A 20917-nucleotide genomic window follows, 5' to 3' on the forward strand; every position below is an offset into this window, starting at 1 on the left:
GACACCCATATTAGGATTATGTTAATCTCCAATCAGGAAAACGTTTACTCAATATAATTATTTGAGGGAAATAATATGAAAAAAAATCAAGTGTCCATAAAGGATATTGCCAGGTTAAGTGGAGTTTCTGTAGCTACGGTTTCCCGTGTGATTAACGAGAATGGTCGCTTCTCTGAGGAAACACGGCAGAAGGTTGTTGAAGTAATCCAAAAGTACCAATATGAGACTAACAGCATCGCCAAAAGCCTGCGGATGAGTAAATCACAGACGATTGGCGTTTTGGTGCCGGATATTAATAATGAATTTTTTTCAGTCATTGTACAAAAAGTGGAAAGCTTCTTTTTTAAACAAGGATATTCTACCATTATATGTAATACTGCTAAAGATGCGGAGAAGGAACGAGAATATTTGAAAACTTTGGATGGAAAAATGGTAGATGGTCTGATCTGCATTTCGGGTCAGGAGGAGCTTTCTGCGGAATTGCTTAAACGTCCCATTCCGATTGTATGTATTGACCGTCGACCGAAGATTAATACGAACGTAGCTTTTATTGAGTCCAATCATTATGAGGGTGGATTTCTGGCGACAGAGGAGCTGATTAACAAAGGCTGCAAGGAAATTTTGCTGTTGACCAAGCAAAACAATCTATCCTCTGTTAATGAGCGTCTGTACGGGTATAAAGATGCTCTGCAAAAGCATGGACTGCATCCATCCGAGGACCGCTTGGTTGCAGTTCGCAATGATGGGCCTACTCTGGAGACCGCACAGGCTGCTATTAAACATGTCTTGGAAAAAGGACTGCGGTTTGACGGTATTTTTGCAACTAATGACTGGTTGGCTTTGGGCGGATTACTGGCGTTACAGAAATTCGGAGTACAGGTCCCCGGTGAAGTCAAGATAGTGGGTTTTGATAATGATACAATTTCCCAATACTGTAATCCACCATTGACTACAATTGAACAGGATAAAGAAACACTTGCAGATAAAGCTTCCAGTATGCTGCTTCGTATGCTGAGTGGAGACAAGATGGAACAAGAGCAGCATTATTCCATCCCAGTACGGTTGATACAACGCAGTACCACCTAGTTTCGTGGTCAGATATCATCTTGCATTAGCCAAGGGAGAGGTAAGCATAGGTACTGTTTTACCTCTCCAGAGTAAGATGGTCGAGCTGTGCTCTATTTTGCTGTAAACTTTCCCGTTAAATATCCAACAAAAAAATGGTTTGACAACAATATCAGAAAATGATAACTTTAATCATGTTAAATGTAATCGTTTACCCAAGAGAGTTCAGAATCCATATGATGTGTGAGAAACCAACAAGTGATGGAGTTCGAGCCATGAACTGTTGTTATTTTTTTCAATGGGTAAACGTTTTCTCTACTGATTTATTCAATACCAAAGGGCATAAAGATCAACTGCTGCTTTTTGGAAAATGTAAAACAGATTATGGCGTTTGAGTAATCGTTTACTCTATTTTAGAAGAAGGGTGATTATGAATGAGTATGCTATTATGTCCTTCCATGATGTGCGCTAATTTCAGCTCCTTGGAACATGAAGTAAACGCGCTGGAAGAAGCCAATGTGGATATTTATCATATTGATATTATGGATGGTAGATTTGTCCCTAATTTCGGAATGGGACTTCAGGATTTGGAGTTTATCCGTAAACAAACCCAAAAAACAATGGATGTACATCTGATGATAGACAACCCTTCCGCCTACATTGATTTATTTGCTGATAAGGGTGCAGACATTATTTATTTTCACCCGGAGGCCGACATGCATCCGACGCGTACCATTGATCGAATTGTTGGAAGCGGGGTAAAAGCGGGAATCGCTCTTAATCCGGGAACAGCCATTGCTGCGGTGGAACCTTTACTTGGCATGGTTGACTATGTGCTGGTCATGACGGTAAATCCGGGTTTTGCAGGGCAAAAATATTTACCCTTCGTGAACGACAAGATTAAAGCACTGCAAGCTTTTAAACACGAAAAGGGATTGAATTATACAATCGTGGTTGATGGGGCTATCTCCGAAGAGAAGATCAACGAATTGACACACTACGGGGTTGAGGGGTTCGTTCTGGGGACATCCACTTTGTTTGGTAAAGAAGAATCTTACAAAACCATCATTAACAGATTAAAAAATATCTAATTCGGGGAGGAATAAAGCCATGAAAATTGCCATCGGTAGCGACCATGTGGCTGTAGAGCTTAAGACGATGATTTCAGCCTATCTTAATGAACTGGGTCATGAGGTCATGGACTATGGACCGCAAACTTCAGAAAGAACTGACTATCCGAAGTATGGAAAGCTCGTTGCAGAGGCTGTGGTCGGAAAGCAGGCTGACGCAGGTATTCTGATTTGTGGCACAGGCGTGGGAATATCCATCTCGGCCAACAAAGTCAAGGGAATTCGGGCTGTGGTATGCAGCGAGCCTTATTCTGCACAGTTGTCCAAGCAGCACAACAATACAAATGTTCTTGCATTCGGTGCACGTGTCGTTGGAAGCGAATTGGCGAAAATGATAGTGAAATCATGGCTGGAGGCTGAGTTTGAAGGAGGACGCCATGGCGACCGCATCAAGATGATATCCGACATCGAGGAACAGCATTTGTGCTGACAAACGACCACTTAAAACATAAATGACTTGGAGGAGATTACATTGGCAAAAAGGTTAATCGCGAGCACGAAAACGGATATTTTGAAATTTAGCGCAGCAGACCTAAAAGAATCCATTCTGGCTTCTGAAGGGCGTGTCATTATGGGACAACATCTGGTAATGATAAACACTGGTTTGGTTGATGGTGTTACCAATGCGGAAATCCAGGCTGCCTACGGCGCAGATATGGTTATGCTGAATGGCTTTGATATGATCAAGGAAGAATCCAATATCGGATTGCGTGAAATGAAGCATGGCAAGCTGGCTGATAAGCCTTATAGTCTGAAACAAGTCAAAGAATGGGCTGGAGTTCCACTTGGAATTTATTTTGAATGTCCAAGCCCTGATGCTCAGGTTGCGGGAGAACAATATGTGGAGGCCAAAGAAGGAAGAATCGCTTCCAGAGAGAACTTCCTGCGTGCCTTGGAGATTGGAGCTGATTTTATCGTACTTGGAGGAAATCCTTCCGCAGGTACAACCTTTGAACGGATCATTGCAGCAACCAAACTGGCAAAAGAAACACTGGGAGACAAAATCCTGATTTGCGCCGGAAAATGGGAAGACGGAACCATTGAGAAAGTATTGGGTGATCCACTGAGCGAGAGACCTTCCAATGAAATTATTAAGGACTTGATCGATTCTGGAGCTGACGTTATTACGTTGCCTGCACCTGGCTCCAGACATGGTATTACAGTGGAGCACGTCAGACAATGTGTAGAATTTGTCCATTCATATAAACCCGGAACGCTTGCTCTTTCTTTCCTGAACAGCTCAGTTGAAGGGGCAGATGTTCAAACGATTGCCTGGATCGCACTCATGATGAAACAGACGGGCGCGGATATTCATGCCATTGGAGATGGTGGTTATGCAGGAACACCTCTTCCTGAGAACGTATACCAGCTTGCGCTGTCCATTAAAGGGCGCAGACATACAATCAAGAGAATGGTAGGAAGAAGTCGGTAACGATTGACCCCGTGTAATTAAAAGACTCTATATTCTTTTCGTACTCCTTGGAGTGCGCGTAGAGTCTTTGGATTACCACCATTCATGTAAACGTTTACTTTCATAGAAATATGCCAAATGAGGATTAAAGGAGCGAGCAGTATGTCCAATGAAAAACTGGCAAAAGACATTTTAGCGTCTGTTGGCGGAGAAGGAAATGTCTCCAGCTTGGTGCATTGTGCCACTCGGTTAAGATTTAAATTAAAAAACAGGGATCAGGCCGATAAGAACCAAACACAAAATATTCCCGGGGTTATTACAGTTGTTGAAAACGGTGGGCAATATCAAGTGGTCATTGGAAATACGGTAGGAGACGTATATAAAGACATTTTAAAGATCAGTAGCCTTGGAGATGACGACAAATCGAATGCATCCGCTGCTTCTGATGGCAACTGGTTCAATAAAACGGTGGACATTATTTCAGGTATTTTCACACCATTTTTGGGTGCACTGGCAGCTTCCGGTATTTTGAAAGGGCTTTTATTAATGCTTGTCTCGTTAGGATGGCTCACCAAAACAGGTGGCGTCTATTCGATCTGGTTCGCTGCCGCAGACAGTATCTTTTATTTCCTGCCGCTAGCGATTGCAGTCACTTCTTCGAGGAAGTTTGGAGTGAATACGTTTGTAGCGCTTGCAGTAGCGGGAGCTCTGGTATACCCGAATATTATTACTTTGTATAACGATAAAGTGGATATTACGTTCTTCAATATTCCTGTTGTTCTTATGAGTTATACTTCTTCGGTTATTCCAGTGATTATCGCGATTTGGTTGCTATCGATTCTGGAAAAATTCTTGAATAGAGTAATTCATGATAGCGTTAAAAATTTTATAACGCCACTTATCTGTCTGATGGTCATTGTTCCCTTGACTCTGATCGCGGTTGGACCGATTGGAATATATGCCAGCTTGGGAATGGCTAAGGGCTACACCTTCTTATACAATTTGAGTCCGATTGTAGCAGGAGTCATTTTAGGTGCTGGGTGGCAGCTACTGGTAGTTATGGGGCTGCACTGGGCGTTTATTCCTATTATGTACAATAACATCGCGGTATATGGTTATGATACCATGAAACCATTAATGGCACCTTCTAACTTTGCACAAGCAGGTGCGGCACTGGGTGTATTCCTTAAAACCAGAAATCCAAAAGTGAGGGCGATTGCAGGGCCTGCGGCGATAACGGGTTTGTTTGGCATCACGGAACCGATCATCTACGGGATTAGTATCCGCTACAAAAAACCGTTCGTATGGGCTATTATCGGGGGCGCTATCGCCGGGGCAATCACAGGTGCGGCGGGTTCCGTGGCGATTGCTCCAGGTATACCGGGCTTGGCATCCCTGCCGATATTCTTCGGCACAGGATTTGCTGGATTCGTAATTGCCATTATAGTAGCTTATATATTCACAGCCATTACTACGTATTTCTTTGGATTTAATGATTCAATGGAAAAAGAAATGATTGCAGTCCATGAAGAGAAGAAAGAAGCTGAAACCCCAGCTCCTGCGCTGACGAACGAGAATATTTCCAGCCCGCTGACGGGTGCTGTCAAACCGTTATCCGAGATATCTGATGAAGTGTTCTCTACTGGAGCCATGGGTAAAGGCGTTGCTATTGTGCCTGAGGATGGCAAACTGCTCTCTCCATTCAACGGAACTATAGCTAATGCCTTCCGTACAGGCCATGCGATTGGTATTGTATCGGATGGAGGAACGGAGATCTTGGTTCACATCGGTATGGACACCGTCAAGTTGAAAGGACAGCATTTTAAAACGCATATCTCAGAAGGGGATCGGGTTACCAAAGGTCAACTGCTGGTCGAGTTTGATATTGGAGCAATTAAAGCTCTGGGCTATGACATGACTACACCGATTATTGTGACGAATACAGCCGAATACTCTGACGTTAAGGTGCTGGGAAATAACCGAGTGTACACAGGAGATTCATTGCTGGAGGTCAAGCTATGAAGACTACGGAAAGACTAAATCAAATCAATGCACCTTTGGTTATTTATGAGGTAATGAGCGAAGCATTCCGCCCGTATGGAAGGCTGCTGCCTCATTTTAATACCACAGAGCTCATCAAGTATGCAAAAGAAACGACCAGTGTACCCGATCAGGGAAACCATTATGTACCTTCGGTCGCAGAACTCGAAGACTTCGGTGTAATTCACCGGATTCAAGATGAGGTGTACGGCCAACTTCCAATTCAGGCTGGTTTTTGCGCAGGTCAGAATACAGGTCTGACCGGGCTGGAATATCATCAGGGCAGCGAGGTGGTGATTGCCGCTACAGACTGTATTCATCTTGTCGGCAGAGTACAGGACATTGAGGACAATTCCTATGACAGTGCAAATGTTTAGGTGTTTTTTCAGCCTAAAAACACGGTTGTCGAGATATATTCAACGACACTTCATTATGCTCCCTGTAAAGTTGACAGTGAAGGATATTTGACGATTGTGATCCTTCCGGCAGGAACGAATATGCCACTTGGAGCGGGAGAAGGTAGCCGTGGGAATCTACTGCTGACTAAGAAAAATAAATTTCTTATGGTTCATAGTACACAGATGGAAAAAATCGCGGCTGGCGTCCATCCCGGGCTGAACGGGAAGTTGCTGAATATTTCACCCATTTGAGTCAAAGTCCATCATTCATAAATTAAACTAAGGGACCAGCTAGCGGGTCCTTTTTTTAACTCAATTTCAGCTGCTTACCTTTATCCCTTGAAACGGAATAGGGAAATCCCTAAATATTTTTAATTTGAACTACATTGTGATTCTAATCACATATAGCTCTATCTGCTGCATTAGAATAGAAGCATAAGCAATATTCATAGGAACGTAGGAGATGTCATCGGATAGGAAGCATCGTCGAATGAATGGAGGAACCGGTATATGATAAACAGTAAACAGAAACTTGTGGTTATAGGGAACGGGATGGCTGGTATCAATACGGTCGAACAAATTTTAAAATTAACGGATAAGTATGAAATTACGGTCCTGGGAAATGAGCCGCATCCGAACTATAACAGGATCATGCTCTCTTATGTATTGGAAGGTAGTAAAACGATTGATGATATCATACTGAACGATTTGCAATGGTACGCGGATCAAGGGATTACTTTATATACAGGAAAAATGGTGAAAAGCATTGACGGTGAGAACAAGAAGATTCACACCGAAGACGGACTGGAAATTGATTACGATGTAGCTTTGGTAGCTACTGGCTCACAATCATTTATTTTGCCTATTCCGGGCAAAGAATTACCGGGTGTCATCGGTTTCCGAGATATCGCCGATTGCTCGGCAATGCTTGAGGCAGCGAAGACCTTTAAAAAGGCAGCTGTCATTGGTGGAGGCCTATTGGGGCTGGAAGCAGCTAAAGGCTTGGTCAACCTGGGTATGGATGTTACGGTCGTTCATTTAATGGAGGATTTGATGGAACGTCAGCTGGACCGGGAAGCCTCTGCGATGTTGAAAGCAGAACTAGAACGCCAGGGAATCAAGTTTGCTATGCAAATGCAAACTGCGGAGGTGTACGGTCAAGATCGGGTACAAGGACTGCGATTTTCAGACGGAAGCGAGCTGGAAGCGGATTTGGTCGTTATGGCCGTCGGGATCAAGCCTAATATTCAGGTGGCTGTGCAAAGTGGTATGGAAACGAACCGTGGTATTGTAGTCGATGATTTGATGAGAACCTCCGTGCCGGATGTATATGCTGTAGGGGAATGTGTTGAACACCGCGGAACCTGTTACGGCTTGGTAGCTCCGCTGTTTGAACAGGGGAGTGTAATTGCCAAACATTTGGCAGGCGCGGATACTGAAGGTTATATGGGATCGGTGGTTTCCACCAAGCTCAAAATTTCAGGGGTGGATGTTTTCTCTGCTGGCGAATTCATAACCCAGCCTGAACATACGGTGATTGTAGCAAAGGATGAGTGGAAGCGCACATACAAAAAAGTGCTGCTTCGTGAAAATAAGATTGTTGGAACTGTACTGTTTGGCGATGTGAGCGAATCTGCTAGTCTTCAAAAATATGTGCGTCAGCAAACATTGATGACAGATGAGATATATGGACAGATCATGGGTACGGGATGCAGCAATCACGGGGCGAAAACATCATCCGCTGAAACGATGGCCGATGATGAAATTGTGTGTGGCTGTAACGGTGTAACTAAAAAGGCCATTGTGGATGCAATTAATGAAAATGGACTGACTACAGTCGATGAAATTAAAGCATGTACCGGAGCAACGCGCTCCTGTGGAGGATGTAAGCCGGTCGTGGAGCAGATTCTACAATATGTTCTTGGAGACAGCTTCAAGACGTCAGCCAAGCAAGGAATATGTGGCTGCACAACATTGAGTCGGGACGAGATTGTGGAAGCGATCAAAACCAAAGGGCTGACAACAACGCGTGAAGTTATGAATGTACTGGGTTGGCATAATGATGAAGGATGCTCCAAATGCCGTCCGGCGCTGAATTACTATTTGGGAATGATTAACCCGGATACCTATGAAAATGAGGGAGATTCCCGTTTTGTAAATGAGCGATTGCACGCAAACATTCAAAAGGATGGAACATTTACAGTTGTTCCTAGAATGTACGGTGGTGTAACGACCCCAGAAGATTTGAAGAAGATAGCAGATGTTTCTCTTAAATACAACGTTAAGGTCGTTAAAGTAACAGGAGGGCAGCGGCTTGATTTGATTGGTGTCCGTAAAGAGGATCTGCCTAAAGTATGGGAAGAACTCGATATGCCGTCAGGATATGCCTACGCGAAGTCACTTCGTACGGTTAAAACCTGTGTTGGATCGCAATTCTGCCGGTTTGGCACACAAGACTCGATGGGAATGGGAGAAGTGTTGGAACGAAAATTCGAACGATTGGATTTCCCGGCAAAATTCAAATTAGCGGTTAATGGATGTCCACGCAACTGTGCGGAATCATGTACCAAAGATATCGGAATCGTAGGTAATGATGGGGGCTGGGAGATCTTTATCGGTGGTAATGGCGGAATTAAAGCAAGGTTGGCTGATTCACTCTGTAAAGTGAAAACCGACGCCGAGCTGATTGATATTGTAGGAAGCGTAATGCAACTCTACCGGGAAACAGGACAATACCTGGAACGTACTTCGGAGTGGGTGGAACGGATCGGTCTGGAAGAGATTCAGAAGGCAGTCGTTCATGATACAGATCATCGACAAGCTTTAGTAGAACGCATCGAATTTGCATTACAACAGGTCGAAGACCCTTGGAAAAAGATCATCAATGATGAGGATTCTCGTAAGAACTTATTTGAGGTTGTCACCCCGTCTATTGTGTAATTGTATCTAAAATGCCTGAGGAAGGGAGCAATCAAGCAAATGATCAAGAATGCCGAATGGCTTGTTGTCGGTCATAGTAAGGATTTTCCGATCAGAATAGGACGTACCATCCATATCAAAGGTGCTGAAATTGCTGTTTTTCGCACTTCGGAGAATGAGCTTTATGCCGTTGAAAATGTCAGTCCTCATCCCAAAAGAGGCCCTCTTACAGAGGCGATAGTATCTGGTCATTATATTTATGATCCTTTATATGACTGGAAAATTGATCTGCAGACAGGCGTCGTTCAAGAGCCTGATCACGGACAAGTCAAAACGTTCGCCGTTTGTGAAGAGGGAGAAGAAGTAAAAATATCGCTCGAAACGGTTTAGTTCGTCTGATGGAATACAAATAAAAAGGGCTCGACAGGAACAATCCTGTTGGGCCCTTTTTGGCTTGGATTAGGTAATGGTGACGCCTGCACTTGCATAACCTACGATAGTGTTTACGAGGGAAATACCTGTAGCTGTGGCAGAGAAAACCATAAGCAGACGGGTCTGTGCGGTTACGGGAATAGCCAAACTGGTAGTAATGCCACTAGAGGTCGTTCCTAAAGCAATGATACCAGTCAGTGGGGGAGCCAATGTAACGATTGCTCCGGGAACTGCTGTAAAGGTATTATCAGGTGTTGGGGAGCTAAACAACTGGGCAGTAATCGTCGCAGTTGAACCAATGAGAGTTAACGCAGCTGTTGTACTGAAGTAACCAGTAATAGATGTAATTACGCCATCCCGTGGAACAGAAAAAGCAAAGTTAATCAGAGGTCCTACAAGTGTACCTGTCAGGTCTATGACCCCGCCTACGAGACTAATACCTGTTGCTGAGCTCCCAAAGCCGATCAAACTTGTGGTTCCTACCACTCCGCCAAGAACAGTTGTCAGTATAGCAGGTCCTCCCGAAGCAAACGGGATGATGGCTCCCGAGCCGGTGGCTCCGGTAATCCCTGTAACGCCCGTAACACCCGTAACACCCGTGGCTCCAGCAGCTCCGACAGCGCCAACTGCGCCTGGCAAACCATCAGCCCCAGTCGGCCCTATGGCTCCAGCAGGCCCTATGGCCCCGGCTGGCCCGACCAATCCATCCGCGCCCGTAGCGCCCGTGGCGCCTGTCACACCCCCGGCAGGTCCCGCAGCACCCGTAGCGCCGACAGGTCCGGCAGGTCCAGCCGCCCCAATTGGCCCCGCAGGCCCGGCAGGGCCAACAGGTCCGGGCGCTCCGATAGGTCCAGCGGCGCCGATAGGTCCGGGAGGCCCTTGTGGCCCTGGTCCACCTGCGGGTCCAGGCGCACCGCCGGGTCCCACAGGTCCAGGAGGTCCTTGTGGGCCAGACTCCCCTGACAAGTATGTTTCACCTAATACGTTGCTAACCGTCGTTCCAGCGATTCTGATCGCGCTGATTAAGCTGTCTTTAAGAGCAGGATCAAGGGATTCTTGTAAAACGATGGACAATAGGGCATCCAGCAATTGTTGCAGTGCAGTACCTACGCCGATCGGAGAGAAAGGTGTAGCTTCTAACGCAACAATAGCAAGTTCCAGCGCTGCCAGTAAGTCTGCCTTAACCCCGCCTCTAAGTCTTAAGCTTTTCGCCAGAGACAACAAACGTCTTAAAACCTGTTGCAAGGAAGATACATTGGCCGCAGAGGGGTTTGCGAATACGACGGGGATGATCGCGGTCAATTCATGAATCAGTCTGAGAAGAGCTTCGATACTTTTATTTACTCTTGTTGGTTTACAGTCTTCGTCTTTTTTTGAAGCACCACTGAACCTGAACGGTTTTTTATGTTTCATGCTCAAATATCTCCTCCTTATCATTCTTCCTACTGTAGAGGTGATAGGTGGTTCATCGCCCCGCTTCGCAGATATTTATAATATATTTACTGAAGCGAAAAGGGTGAATAAACAAGCAAAAATGATTGTTGAAGGCTTGTACATAAAATATACATAAAAAAATACGGCCCCCGAGAAGCTTGGGGGCCGAGTTGTATTTGCTTATACTCATCTGATGTATGAAGCTTGAAAAGTCTTATTTAAGAATACGTACCAGCAGTTCAGCCATTTCACCTCTGCTGATGGCCGCTTTTGGCTTGAGCGTTCCATCTGGATAACCGCTGATCCAACCGGAGGATACTGCATTTTGGAATGCTGCCGAGGCCCATGCTGCAATCTGCTGCTCATCCTTGTAGGATTGCAGTGCAGTAGTGCTGGAAATGGATGTTTGATTCTGCATCGCGTGTGACAGGATCACCATCGCCTGCTCACGGGTAAGACTCTCATCAGGTCCGAAAGTTTGAGCGGTTAGCCCTTGAATCCATCCCTGCTGGTGAGCAAAATCCACGGCTGATCCAGCCCAGTGTCCCTGCATATCTGTAAATGAGGTAGAAGGGCTCTCATCTCCAGCAGTTCCCAATGCTCTGGTCAGTATGGCTACAAATTCTGCACGGCTTACAGCGCGCTCAGGGCGTATGTTGCCGTCTTTATAGCCTTGTATCCAGCCTTTGTCTGCAAGAGATTGTAGGGACTTCGCTGCCCAATGGCCTTGTACATCCGGCCATACCTGAGCTAGCTCTTGTGAACCTGACGAATTGATTTGGTCATTTTGCACACTGGCATTATCGGTTTGAGACTTTGCGTCTGTGGCGACGGCAAAGGTACCTAACCCGGTCGTATTGACACTCACACCCGACAAAATCCCCTTTGAATCCATTACAGCAGTCCCTTTTAGAATCTCACGCTCGCCATTCTCATGAATAACAAGAATGGAGAACTGGGGCTCTGGATTGTGTAACTCACCTAAGGATTCGTTATCCAGCGGTAGAATGATCGACGAGGTTCCTGTCACATTGGCTTTGATGTCTGTAACCGGACCCATCAGCGTCAGGCTGGATTGTTGCTCAGCCCAATCACGGATCTGCTGTGCACGTTGTACATCTACCTGCTGGAATGACAATGTAACGTCCTGCTGGCCTGAGGCCATGCTGGTTAAGGTGTCACTGGATATCATCAGTGTTCCATATCGGGATATTACCGATGCACCAATCTTATCCCATTTATTCAGTAAAGAATGAGAAAGGATAACACGACTCAGTTGCTTCTCCTGCTCCAAACGAATGTCTGCGTATGCTTTGCCTTCGCGAAGTGCTTGCTGTATCTGCTCATCCAGGAATGCCGGCGAAGGAACAAAGAGGGAGAACTCTTTCCCTTGTTCAGAAAATCCGATCTGTGGTATGAAAGCAGATAGATCCTCATTCTTATCTTTGTTAGATTTGCCTGTGTTTGCAATTACCTTGGCAGGGACGGTGACTTCTATGGCTTGCGTCAAAGCACGAGAACCATCGCTTACCCTCATAACATCCAGCATGATAGTTACAACGGAAGGAGTATCTGCTTGAACAATAGTTCCGTCTGTACGCACGATGTCTGGCTGGCTACTGCTGCTGATGGTCACACGGAAACCATCAGGTACAACAGGCAACCTGAGCAGTGTGTCACTTGTTGTAGGAGCTGCTATGCTTGTGATGGAATCCGCAACGCGCTGTGCGGTTAACCCTTGCGGATACACTAGCCCTGACGGAGCGCTCTTCATACCATTTACGTTCTGCAGCACATAGTAGCTGGCTCCTTCAGGAACAGGTGTAAATGTATATCTTCCCTCTCCCGAAGCAATTCCTTCCGCTATAAGCTCCTGCTGGGCATTGTACAGCTCAAGCCGTGCGCTCGGTAAGGCGCCTGTAACGATCACAGAGGCTACATCCTCATTGCCTGCTGCGGCTGTAACAGCACGAGGCAGCACGTTTATACGGCGTTCTGCCGGCTCTGCCGTCCAACCACCGTTGTCGCTATAAGCATAGTTCAATACATATACACCAGGTACATTTGTATCAACATTTCCGCTACCTGAAAGCTCAGGGAGCAGGATATTGCCGTATACACTGTCCAGTACGCTGGCTCCTGGATCAGTGAAGCTGTCGCCGGTTTCCAGAACAATTGGATTACTGCCGTTTAATCGTACGTAAGGTGTATTCGGTAATGCCTTCAGCACTGTGATCGTGAATGTTCTTTGTACAGAAGCTGCACCTTTAGAAATAATGGCAATTAATTGTACATTCACATCACCGTCTGCATATTTAGGCCGATTCACCTGACCGCTGTTGCTGAGTATATCTGGTTGATCCGAAGACCAGTCGATCTGGGTGTCAAATGCTCCTGTATGAGGCAGAGCGATGGAATCCTTGATCCCTTGCGGATAATCTAAATTCAGTGTATTGGCTGCCAAATTTACGGCTTCATCAGCGCTTACGGGCAGTGCAGGCACGAGTAGGCCGAATGTTTTTCGTAGCTCAACCCCGCCTCGTGACACAACTGCTTCCAGCGTGATGGTCTGATCGCCCTGCACATAGCTTGGGAATGTTACATGCCCAGTATGATCCAGGAACTGGGGCTGATTCGATGACCATGACACCTGAACACCATTCAGAGCGTCTTTTGGCAAATATACGTCTCCGATTACTGTAGTCATTGGCAACTCAAGCGCCCTGTATGCTGCGTCAACGGCTTCTGTATCGCTCATGGGCAGACTGACTACATGTGCATTAAAATTCTTTGTTTTCGTTAAGCCTGCAAGTTGCAGGGTAGCCGTTAGGGTAACATCCGTATCTCCACTATTATAAGAGGGTCTGGTGAGTGTTCCATCTGCTGCAATAATTAGTGGTTTGGCTGAGGACCATTCGATCTGCGCTCCACCATAACCGGATAAAGGGAGAGGAATATTTTCTGTTACCGCAGACAAATTGCCAAGTGAGAGGGTGTCTACTGCTTGATCCAATGTATCTTGTGCAGTTATCTTCGGTACGGTTACTTCGAAAGTTTGTGTATCCGAGGTGCTTCCCTTCGCAATCGTAGCTGTCAGTTTTACTTTTCGGTCACCCAGATCGTACCGCGGGCGTGTGACAGCCCCCTCGTTCGTAATGACGTCAGGAGTATCCGAACTCCAGCTCACCGTCGTATCATTCAATCCAGCGAGTGGTAGCGTCAGCTTTTGGGATACCGAATCAGCTGTATCTCCAGGTGAGAAGCCTAAAGCAAGAGCGGCTTTTGCCTGTGCAACCCTCTCGGCATCGGTAAGTATGTTCACTTTAACCTCTGAGGGAGTGCTCTCCCCCTTAGCATTTACAGCCTGAACCGTGTAAAGGGCTTCACCTGGCGGCAATGCTGAAGTGTCTATAAATTGGGTTGAGTTACCTGTATAGAGGGTTACACTATCTCGTATGACTTTGTAGGAAGTTGCATAAGGAACAGCATCCCAGCTTAACTCCACCGTATTTCCATTTTTGGTTCCTGTAAAATGACCCGGAGCCTGTGGAACGGGCAATCGCTCCCCATAAGCTGCGAATTCCATGATGGAAGCCCATTGATTGTTTCTCGCATTTCCTTGATCAATATATACTCGCAAGTATCGTGTAGTTACAGGAGTAATGCTCTTTTCAACATTAGAGCTCCCATTATTCTGGACGGTATCAACAGTCACCCAATTACTTCCGTTGCTGCTTGTTTGCAATCGGAAACTGTATGGATCACGTTGATCCTGCCACCCGTCATGGACTCCCATACCTGTAACAACGTATCGATCTACGATATACCAATCTCTCAAGTCTACCTGGATCCATTTCTCCCCGTCGCTGGCTTGATACCAGCGGCTTGTCGGCCCGATTGACCCATCCACAGCTCTGGAGGGATCATAGGGCTGGCTATAGCCACTGGATGTGGTTGGTTTATTGAGTACCACATTTTCCCAACCGGCAGCATGTGCCTCATTCGTCCCTATGAGCAGGAACGCACCGCTGATGAATGGCAGCAATGGAACCAGCAAGCGATACGGTTTCAAATTGTTGCGTGTGAAGTTATTGCCTTCGAGCACGCCATCACCTCTTCTTCATTAATTAGCCCACCGATGAACGCATTCATTAAGGGCGGGATGGGTAGTTCCCTTCGGTTGCGATGTAGTAGTTTACATTTGGCAACGGGGAAGCCCCGCGCAAGTCAGGCAATGCAAATGTGTTCATTCCATCGCCGCCAAAATTAGTGCCCAGCAGGCTGAACAATGCAGCATTCTGATTAATGCTCAAGAGCTGACCCTCGCATTTTAGCCATCCCTGGGGAGCGAACATGTACGGGTAGATTGTAATTTCCCCTATATAAGGCTCGGGCGATGCTTGAGCCTGTTTAGGGCTGATTGCCGTTCCTCCTAACAAAATGACCGCCAGCAGACTCAATACGGCGGCTTTCTTCCAAAAATGATTCTTCATACCTACAACTCCTTTTTAGATTCGAATAATGGCCCACGAATTCAACAAATTTGTGACATTAGTCATAGAATGAATAGATATTATCATGTAATTCCACTTTTGGCACTACAGTTCATCTATCAAATTCACCTTTTTATTCCTTTTGTGAGTAAAGAAATTTATTCCATTGCCGATGCATCATTTTTCTAATCCAGGTAAATCTATATACAAATCCTATGGAAGTGAAGGAGGAAAGAGTGTGTGGCAGGTCATCGGAACTCATATGCCCAAATGGAACGTATGGTTGGAAGCTTTCTTTTTGTTCATCATACCTTTGATTATTTTTCTGACAGTACGACAAATTAGAGCGATGGATGGTCGAGAGAGCAGACGTATGGAACGATTAAAGCTTTTAGAAGAAGAAGACCGTTCACAGCATACAGATCGTAATCCGTCTGTAAGTGAGGCTGAGAAGGTAAAGGAGACCTTTATCGAAGATTATGAAGCCAATGTAGCAAAAATCAGACAAGCCGTCACGGATATGTCAGACGTGAACGAACGATCTATTTTTCTGGAAAAATTGAGCGCTGTAGGCACACTTTTTTTTGTGGATGGATTAACGGACAAGGTTGGCATGGATCAGAACATTTTAAAGCCGCTGATGGATTGGGGCAGCTCCGGGCAAGGGGGGGAAGATCTTCCGAGAGGAGAAGAGCTTCGGGATATGTTAATTCGTCAGGTTATGCTGGTATCGGAGACAGAGTATACGTTAGAGGTGCAGTTCTCCTTACAAAAGGTGCTGTTCGGTTCAGTCATACTCTTGATTCAGGGCATACCGGGTGCTTTCGTGCTGGGTACACCCAAAGGGAATACACGAGGGGTGGAAGACCCCATATCGGAATCGGTGCTGCGGGGACCACGAGTCGGTTTTACAGAGATACTCAGCGACAATACGGCAATGCTGCGCAGGCATGGAGAAAGTACGGAGCTGGCCATGTCGTCCTTCAAAGTGGGCAAAAGAGTGGAAAAGCAGCTGATGGTGGTGTATTTCAGAGACATTGCCGACCCGGAGCTTGTGGATGAGGTGAAGCGGCGGGTCAAAACCATTGATATGGATGAGGTGCTGGAGTCGGGCTATGTGGAGCAACTTATTGAGGATAATTTTCTTAGCCCCTTTCTGCAAATTCAAAATACGGAGAGACCGGATCGGGTCATGGCTGCATTGCTGGAGGGACGTGTGGCGATTCTGCTGGACGGTACACCTTTTGCGCTCCTTATGCCTGTGACGTACGGCATGATGCTCCAGTCTCCCGAAGATTACTATGAACGATGGATACCGGGGTCGCTTATTCGATTTCTTCGTTTTATGGCAACTTCGATATCTCTGTTCGCCCCATCGCTCTATATTTCCTTTATCTCGTTTCATCCCGGACTGATTCCAACCAAGTTGGTCATTTCCATTATCAGTGCGAGACAGGGAGTTCCGTTTTCGACACTGATTGAGGCCCTGATTATGGAAATTTCCATCGAAATTTTACGCGAGGCAGGACTTCGGCTCCCCAAACCCATCGGTCCAGCAATGGGCATCGTCGGCGGTTTGATTATTGGACAGGCCGCTGTTGACGCCGGGATTGTAAGTCCTATTCTCGTTATTGTGGTAGCAGTCACGGCGATTTCTTCCTTTGCCTCACCTGTATACAGCGCCGGGATCTCTATGCGTGTTCTTCGTTTTGGGGCCATGTTCACGGCGGCTATTTTCGGTTTGTATGGAGTAATCATGTTTTTCCTGATGTTGAGCATTCATATGGCTAAATTACACAGCTTCGGCGTGCCATATCTTAGTTTAACGGCCCCTCGTTCGTTGAAGGACTGGAAAGATTACTTCTTGCGAGCACCGTTACAATTTATGAAAAACAGACCCATTCTATTGAAGCATAAAGACCCTAAGCGACAAGGATGAGTTCAACAACACAGGAGGGAGCAAGATGACCCGTGGGAAAAAAACGGATAAAATTACAACATTACAGACGACGGCGATTGTGGTCTGCTTTATGCTGGCTGCCGGGTTGCTTACCCTTCCCAGAGTAGCCGTTGAAACTGCAAAAACACCGGACGCGTGGATATCTGTCATTTTAGCAGGGGCTATCACTTTCCTGTTTGGATGGATTATGGTCAAGCTAAGTTCACGTTTTCCGGAAAGCACCTTCTACCAGTATGTTCAGCGGATAACAGGCAAAGCCATCGGCAAAGTGATGGGTATGTTGTTCGTTATCTATTTTGTTTGTATAGCCGCATTCGAAATCCGAACTGTGGAGGAAGTAACGTCGTTCTTTTTACTTGAAGGCACTCCGGCGTGGGCAATTTCAGCACTTTTTATGTGGCTCTCTCTGTACCTATGCATGGGTGGGGTGGGAGCATTAGGTAAAATATGTCAAGTTATATTCCCGATTACGGCAGCTATCTTTTTATTGATATGCTTGCTGAGTTTGAATATTTTCGAATTGAATAATTTGCGTCCTGTTTTGTCCGAGGGTGTGATGCCAGTGCTTAAAACGCTCAAGACTACAACCCTGACCTTAACGGGGACAGAGTGCCTGCTGATTATTCTTTGTCGGATGGAAAAACCGGAGAAAGCAACCAAGGCGATTGGACTTGCTATCGGGATCTCGACCATTTCTTATGCAGCTACGCTGATCTTATGCATTGGCGCCTTTTCGGTGGAAGGAGTTATGACCAGAACCTGGCCTTTTTTAGATTTGGCCCGCAGTTTTGAAGTGGAGTATCTGTTATTGGAACGGTTCGAATCCCTATTGTTGTCTATTTGGATTATGCAAATTTTTGCTACATTCAGTATTGCTTTTTATTGCGCTTCGCTCGGAGTTTCTCAAATTTTGAATAGCTCTTATTCCAAGGCGCTGTTTATTTTGCTCCCGTTCATCTACGTCCTGTCCCAAATCCCCAAAAATCTGAATGAGTTATTTTCTTTTGGAACGATGATCGGGAATGCAGCTTTCATTTTATTCGCTCTGCTTCCACTCCCTCTGCTGCTTATTTCTCACTGGAGGGGGCTGCGGTCATGAAGAGAGTCCAGTCAGGATTACTCGGAATGGTGGCTCTCCTGATATGCTGTACACTTTCAGGCTGCTGGAGCAGCTCTCCGGTGGAGGATCTAAATCTGGAGACGGGCATTGCTATGGATGTAGTGTCACAATCTTCACAAGAAGAACAAATCAATCGAAAAGGAGGAAACTATCCAAAAAAAGAGTTAATCACCGGTACCTTTCAATTTATCATCCCAGAGGAGAGCGGCGGCTCCAACAGTTCCTCCCCACAAGCTAAAAAGTTTTTTAATATTACGGAAACGGGGGATTCCGTTTTTGAAATGATAAGAGAAATTTCATTGCGAACCAACCGACCGCCCATTGGACAACATTTGAAAACGATTATTATCAGCTCCAGTCTGCTTCGCAAGATTCCATTGTATGAGCTGCTGGACTTTTTCTTGGGGGATAATGACATTCGGCCCAGCGTCCAGCTGCTGATTAGTACAGACAAGGCAGGCAATGCGCTTCAGGAAAAAATTCCCGGTCAAATTCCTGCCTATATCTTAAAGGATATTTTCCAAAATCGTAAACGGAACGCGCGGTTGATAAAGCCCGTGGCTTTGGTTAAAGTGGTCGGGCCCATGAAGGGTAAAAGAAGCTTTATATTGCCCAATGTCATTACGGCGGAGAATGAAATCAAGCTCGCAGGTGCGGGAATCATCAAGGGAAAGACACAAACCTACGGTGGTTTTCTGAATGAGTCAGAGGTCGAGGGTCTCATGTGGATCAAAGGTCAATTGGTTGGAGGCGTGCTGAAAAGTAGTGATCCCCAAACCGGTAAAAATATAGCTTATGAGATCAAAGCGGTGAAAAGCAGGATCAAGGCCAACGTTCAGGGGGACGACATTTCCTTCCAAGTAAAAATGACCTCAGAGGGACGTGTTTCCGAGGTTTTTAACAAGAAAGAAAATTTGCGTAGCAATGATGTGCTCGGACAAGAAGAGAGTATCTTTCAGGAGAGAGTTAATTCATTAGCTGAACAAACTGTAGCCAAAATGCAAAAGCTGCAGGCTGATGTTGGAGGCTTCGGAGAAGCGTTGAGGATTCAACACCCTAAAGTTTGGCGTAAGGTTAAAGAGGATTGGGATACCACTTTTAGTACCATTCCTGTACGTTTTAGCACGGATATCCATATTGAAGATTACGGCTCTTCGATTACGACGGCAGACTAGTTTGCACCTATGTAGAAAAACCTTCAATACCACGAATCTACGTGGCGTTGAAGGTTTTTTAGGCTATTCAAACAGGGACAGTGTTTCTTCCAGCCACGTAATATAGCTTTCTTCCCGATTAATGGCACGGCTCAGCACCAGATAATGCCCAAATTGATTAGAACCGGGGGCTTGGAGGTTTTCGTCCAGCTGTTGGAGGGTTTTTTTACTTTCGTACAGATACTCCAGCTTCTCTTTACGTTTGGTTATCTGATCCTCGAACAATCGCTTGTTCTCTTCCTTGGGGATGGCTGCTGAGAAATACAGCATGAGCATAAACTCATCCTTTTCCGTTTCCGGTAACTCTTTGGGGCTCAACAGCCATTCGGTCAGCTCTTGGGTTCCTTTGGGGGTGATGCAGTACAGCTTCTTTTCCAGCTTGGCTCCTGTAATAGAGGTGCGATATTCAATAAGCTCTTCTTCGGTCAGCCTTTTTAACTCAGGATAAATCTGACTGTGTTTGGCGCTCCAAAATTGTCCGATTTCCTGCTTGAATTGACTCGTAATATCGTAGCCGCTCATTTCCTCTTTGTGAACAAGACCCAAAATGGCGTATTTTAATGTGCGTTTCAACGTAGCTCTCCTTGTCAAACGTTATTTGACACTAGTATACCATAGTGCTACAATTTATATGTACTTAACAACATGTTTAATATTACATGTTTTGAATTGAATACTTATTATTTTTGGTCTCCTATTCAATTCATAAAAACTTATAATTTAGGAAAGAAGGATGCAAGATGGACAAATTTATCGGCAGCCACATGATCTACACTTATGAGAATGGTTGGGAGTACGAAATATATATTAAAAATGAAGATACGATCGATTATCGCATTCATAGTGGTATGGTAGGCGGCCGCTGGGTACGTGATCAGAAGGTCAATCTGGTGAAGCTGGTGGAAAATGTGTATAAAGTATCGTGGACCGAACCGACAGGCACTGACGTGTCTTTGAATTTTATGCCTGAGGAAAAACGTATGCACGGCATTATTTTCTTCCCTAAATGGGTTCATGAGCATCCAGAAATCACTGTGCGCTATCAAAACGATTTTATTCCACTGATGGAGGAATCGCGCGAAAAGTATGAAACGTATCCGAAGTATGTGGTTCCTGAATTTGCAGATATTACATTTATCGAAAATGCGGGTGTGAACAACGAACAATTAATTTCCCAAGCACCTTATGCAGGAATGACAGACGATATTCGTGCAGGTAAACTGCAAGTGTAATCAACTCTGTGCTGAAAGTGTAAAAGCCTGGCCTGTGATAAACAGTCTCAGGCTTTTTTACGTGAACTG

General features: G+C 45.6%; 15 protein-coding genes and 1 pseudogene. 12 read left to right on the forward strand and 4 right to left on the reverse strand.

Features of this window, described 5'->3' with window-relative positions; genetic code table 11:
* The first annotated feature begins 75 nt into the window (after nt 1-75).
* The 8 genes and pseudogenes from KAI36_RS03145 to nirD all read left to right on the forward strand — a co-directional run bounded on the left by KAI36_RS03145 (nt 76) and on the right by nirD (nt 9353).
* A complete protein-coding gene (locus KAI36_RS03145) occupies nt 76-1086 on the forward strand; it encodes a LacI family DNA-binding transcriptional regulator (protein ID WP_068941340.1) in 1011 nt (336 codons plus the stop codon).
* Nucleotides 1087-1499: 413 nt separating this feature from the next.
* Nucleotides 1500-2156 carry a ribulose-phosphate 3-epimerase gene (rpe, locus tag KAI36_RS03150; RefSeq protein WP_025719989.1) on the forward strand — a complete coding sequence of 219 codons (657 nt, stop codon included), beginning with the start codon at nt 1500-1502 and terminating at the stop codon, nt 2154-2156.
* A 19-nt stretch (nt 2157-2175) separates the two neighbouring features.
* The gene (gene rpiB / locus KAI36_RS03155; protein WP_053324592.1) at nt 2176-2625 is read left to right on the forward strand and encodes a ribose 5-phosphate isomerase B; all 450 of its coding nucleotides are present in this window, start codon (nt 2176-2178) and stop codon (nt 2623-2625) included.
* Between the two features lie 42 nt (nt 2626-2667).
* Nucleotides 2668-3627 carry a DUF7916 family protein gene (locus tag KAI36_RS03160; RefSeq protein WP_080682970.1) on the forward strand — a complete coding sequence of 320 codons (960 nt, stop codon included), beginning with the start codon at nt 2668-2670 and terminating at the stop codon, nt 3625-3627.
* A 141-nt stretch (nt 3628-3768) separates the two neighbouring features.
* Nucleotides 3769-5628: a beta-glucoside-specific PTS transporter subunit IIABC gene (locus KAI36_RS03165; protein ID WP_220026920.1), complete on the forward strand. Its 1860-nt coding sequence runs from the start codon at nt 3769-3771 to the stop codon at nt 5626-5628.
* A 53-nt stretch (nt 5629-5681) separates the two neighbouring features.
* Nucleotides 5682-6296 (forward strand): annotated as a pseudogene (locus KAI36_RS03170) (DUF4867 family protein).
* Between the two features lie 258 nt (nt 6297-6554).
* Nucleotides 6555-8984 (forward strand): nitrite reductase large subunit NirB, encoded by a 2430-nt coding sequence (gene nirB, locus KAI36_RS03175; protein WP_220026921.1) that lies wholly within the window; start codon nt 6555-6557, stop codon nt 8982-8984.
* Between the two features lie 39 nt (nt 8985-9023).
* Nucleotides 9024-9353 carry a nitrite reductase small subunit NirD gene (gene nirD / locus KAI36_RS03180; RefSeq protein WP_220026922.1) on the forward strand — a complete coding sequence of 110 codons (330 nt, stop codon included), beginning with the start codon at nt 9024-9026 and terminating at the stop codon, nt 9351-9353.
* A 69-nt stretch (nt 9354-9422) separates the two neighbouring features.
* Here the strand turns inward: nirD and KAI36_RS03185 are convergent, their stop codons facing one another.
* The 3 genes from KAI36_RS03185 to KAI36_RS03195 all read right to left on the reverse strand — a co-directional run bounded on the left by KAI36_RS03185 (nt 9423) and on the right by KAI36_RS03195 (nt 15322).
* Nucleotides 9423-10808: an exosporium glycoprotein BclB-related protein gene (locus KAI36_RS03185; protein ID WP_220026923.1), complete on the reverse strand. Its 1386-nt coding sequence runs from the start codon at nt 10806-10808 to the stop codon at nt 9423-9425.
* Nucleotides 10809-11043: 235 nt separating this feature from the next.
* Entirely contained in the window at nt 11044-14934 is a 3891-nt protein-coding gene (locus KAI36_RS03190) for an immunoglobulin-like domain-containing protein (RefSeq protein ID WP_220026924.1), read from the reverse strand.
* 46 nt (nt 14935-14980) lie between these two features.
* The gene (locus tag KAI36_RS03195; protein WP_220026925.1) at nt 14981-15322 is read right to left on the reverse strand and encodes a phage tail protein; all 342 of its coding nucleotides are present in this window, start codon (nt 15320-15322) and stop codon (nt 14981-14983) included.
* A 238-nt stretch (nt 15323-15560) separates the two neighbouring features.
* Between KAI36_RS03195 and KAI36_RS03200 the strand changes: the two genes are divergently transcribed.
* Genes KAI36_RS03200 through KAI36_RS03210 form a run of 3 tightly spaced genes read left to right on the forward strand, consistent with a single transcriptional unit; the run spans nt 15561 to nt 19577 of the window.
* Nucleotides 15561-17261, forward strand: coding sequence for a spore germination protein (locus KAI36_RS03200; RefSeq protein WP_220026926.1), 1701 nt, complete (start codon nt 15561-15563; stop codon nt 17259-17261).
* Between the two features lie 25 nt (nt 17262-17286).
* On the forward strand, nt 17287-18381 hold the full coding sequence (locus tag KAI36_RS03205; RefSeq protein WP_220026927.1) for a GerAB/ArcD/ProY family transporter: 1095 nt from the start codon (nt 17287-17289) through the stop codon (nt 18379-18381).
* The gene (locus KAI36_RS03210; protein WP_220026928.1) at nt 18378-19577 is read left to right on the forward strand and encodes a Ger(x)C family spore germination protein; all 1200 of its coding nucleotides are present in this window, start codon (nt 18378-18380) and stop codon (nt 19575-19577) included. The genes KAI36_RS03205 and KAI36_RS03210 overlap by 4 nt, the downstream gene beginning before the upstream one ends.
* 63 nt (nt 19578-19640) lie before the next feature.
* Here the strand turns inward: KAI36_RS03210 and KAI36_RS03215 are convergent, their stop codons facing one another.
* Nucleotides 19641-20189: a PadR family transcriptional regulator gene (locus KAI36_RS03215; protein ID WP_220026929.1), complete on the reverse strand. Its 549-nt coding sequence runs from the start codon at nt 20187-20189 to the stop codon at nt 19641-19643.
* Between the two features lie 167 nt (nt 20190-20356).
* Between KAI36_RS03215 and KAI36_RS03220 the strand changes: the two genes are divergently transcribed.
* Nucleotides 20357-20848 (forward strand): phenolic acid decarboxylase, encoded by a 492-nt coding sequence (locus KAI36_RS03220; RefSeq protein WP_013308656.1) that lies wholly within the window; start codon nt 20357-20359, stop codon nt 20846-20848.
* Nucleotides 20849-20917 lie beyond the last annotated feature (69 nt).

The sequence above is a fragment of the Paenibacillus sp. S02 genome, from assembly GCF_019454065.1.
Classification (GTDB): Bacteria; Bacillota; Bacilli; order Paenibacillales; family Paenibacillaceae; genus Paenibacillus; species Paenibacillus polymyxa_B.

Bases quoted from the DNA above. Each gene is read 5' to 3' on its own strand.
- KAI36_RS03145 (WP_068941340.1), top strand. From the start codon at position 76: ATGAAAAAAAATCAAGTGTCCATAAAGGATATTGCCAGGTTAAGTGGA.
- rpe (WP_025719989.1), top strand. From the start codon at position 1,500: ATGAGTATGCTATTATGTCCTTCCATGATGTGCGCTAATTTCAGCTCC.
- rpiB (WP_053324592.1), top strand. From the start codon at position 2,176: ATGAAAATTGCCATCGGTAGCGACCATGTGGCTGTAGAGCTTAAGACG.
- KAI36_RS03165 (WP_220026920.1), top strand. From the start codon at position 3,769: ATGTCCAATGAAAAACTGGCAAAAGACATTTTAGCGTCTGTTGGCGGA.
- nirB (WP_220026921.1), top strand. From the start codon at position 6,555: ATGATAAACAGTAAACAGAAACTTGTGGTTATAGGGAACGGGATGGCT.
- nirD (WP_220026922.1), top strand. From the start codon at position 9,024: ATGATCAAGAATGCCGAATGGCTTGTTGTCGGTCATAGTAAGGATTTT.
- KAI36_RS03185 (WP_220026923.1), bottom strand. From the start codon at position 10,808: ATGAAACATAAAAAACCGTTCAGGTTCAGTGGTGCTTCAAAAAAAGAC.
- KAI36_RS03195 (WP_220026925.1), bottom strand. From the start codon at position 15,322: ATGAAGAATCATTTTTGGAAGAAAGCCGCCGTATTGAGTCTGCTGGCG.
- KAI36_RS03205 (WP_220026927.1), top strand. From the start codon at position 17,287: ATGACCCGTGGGAAAAAAACGGATAAAATTACAACATTACAGACGACG.
- KAI36_RS03210 (WP_220026928.1), top strand. From the start codon at position 18,378: ATGAAGAGAGTCCAGTCAGGATTACTCGGAATGGTGGCTCTCCTGATA.
- KAI36_RS03220 (WP_013308656.1), top strand. From the start codon at position 20,357: ATGGACAAATTTATCGGCAGCCACATGATCTACACTTATGAGAATGGT.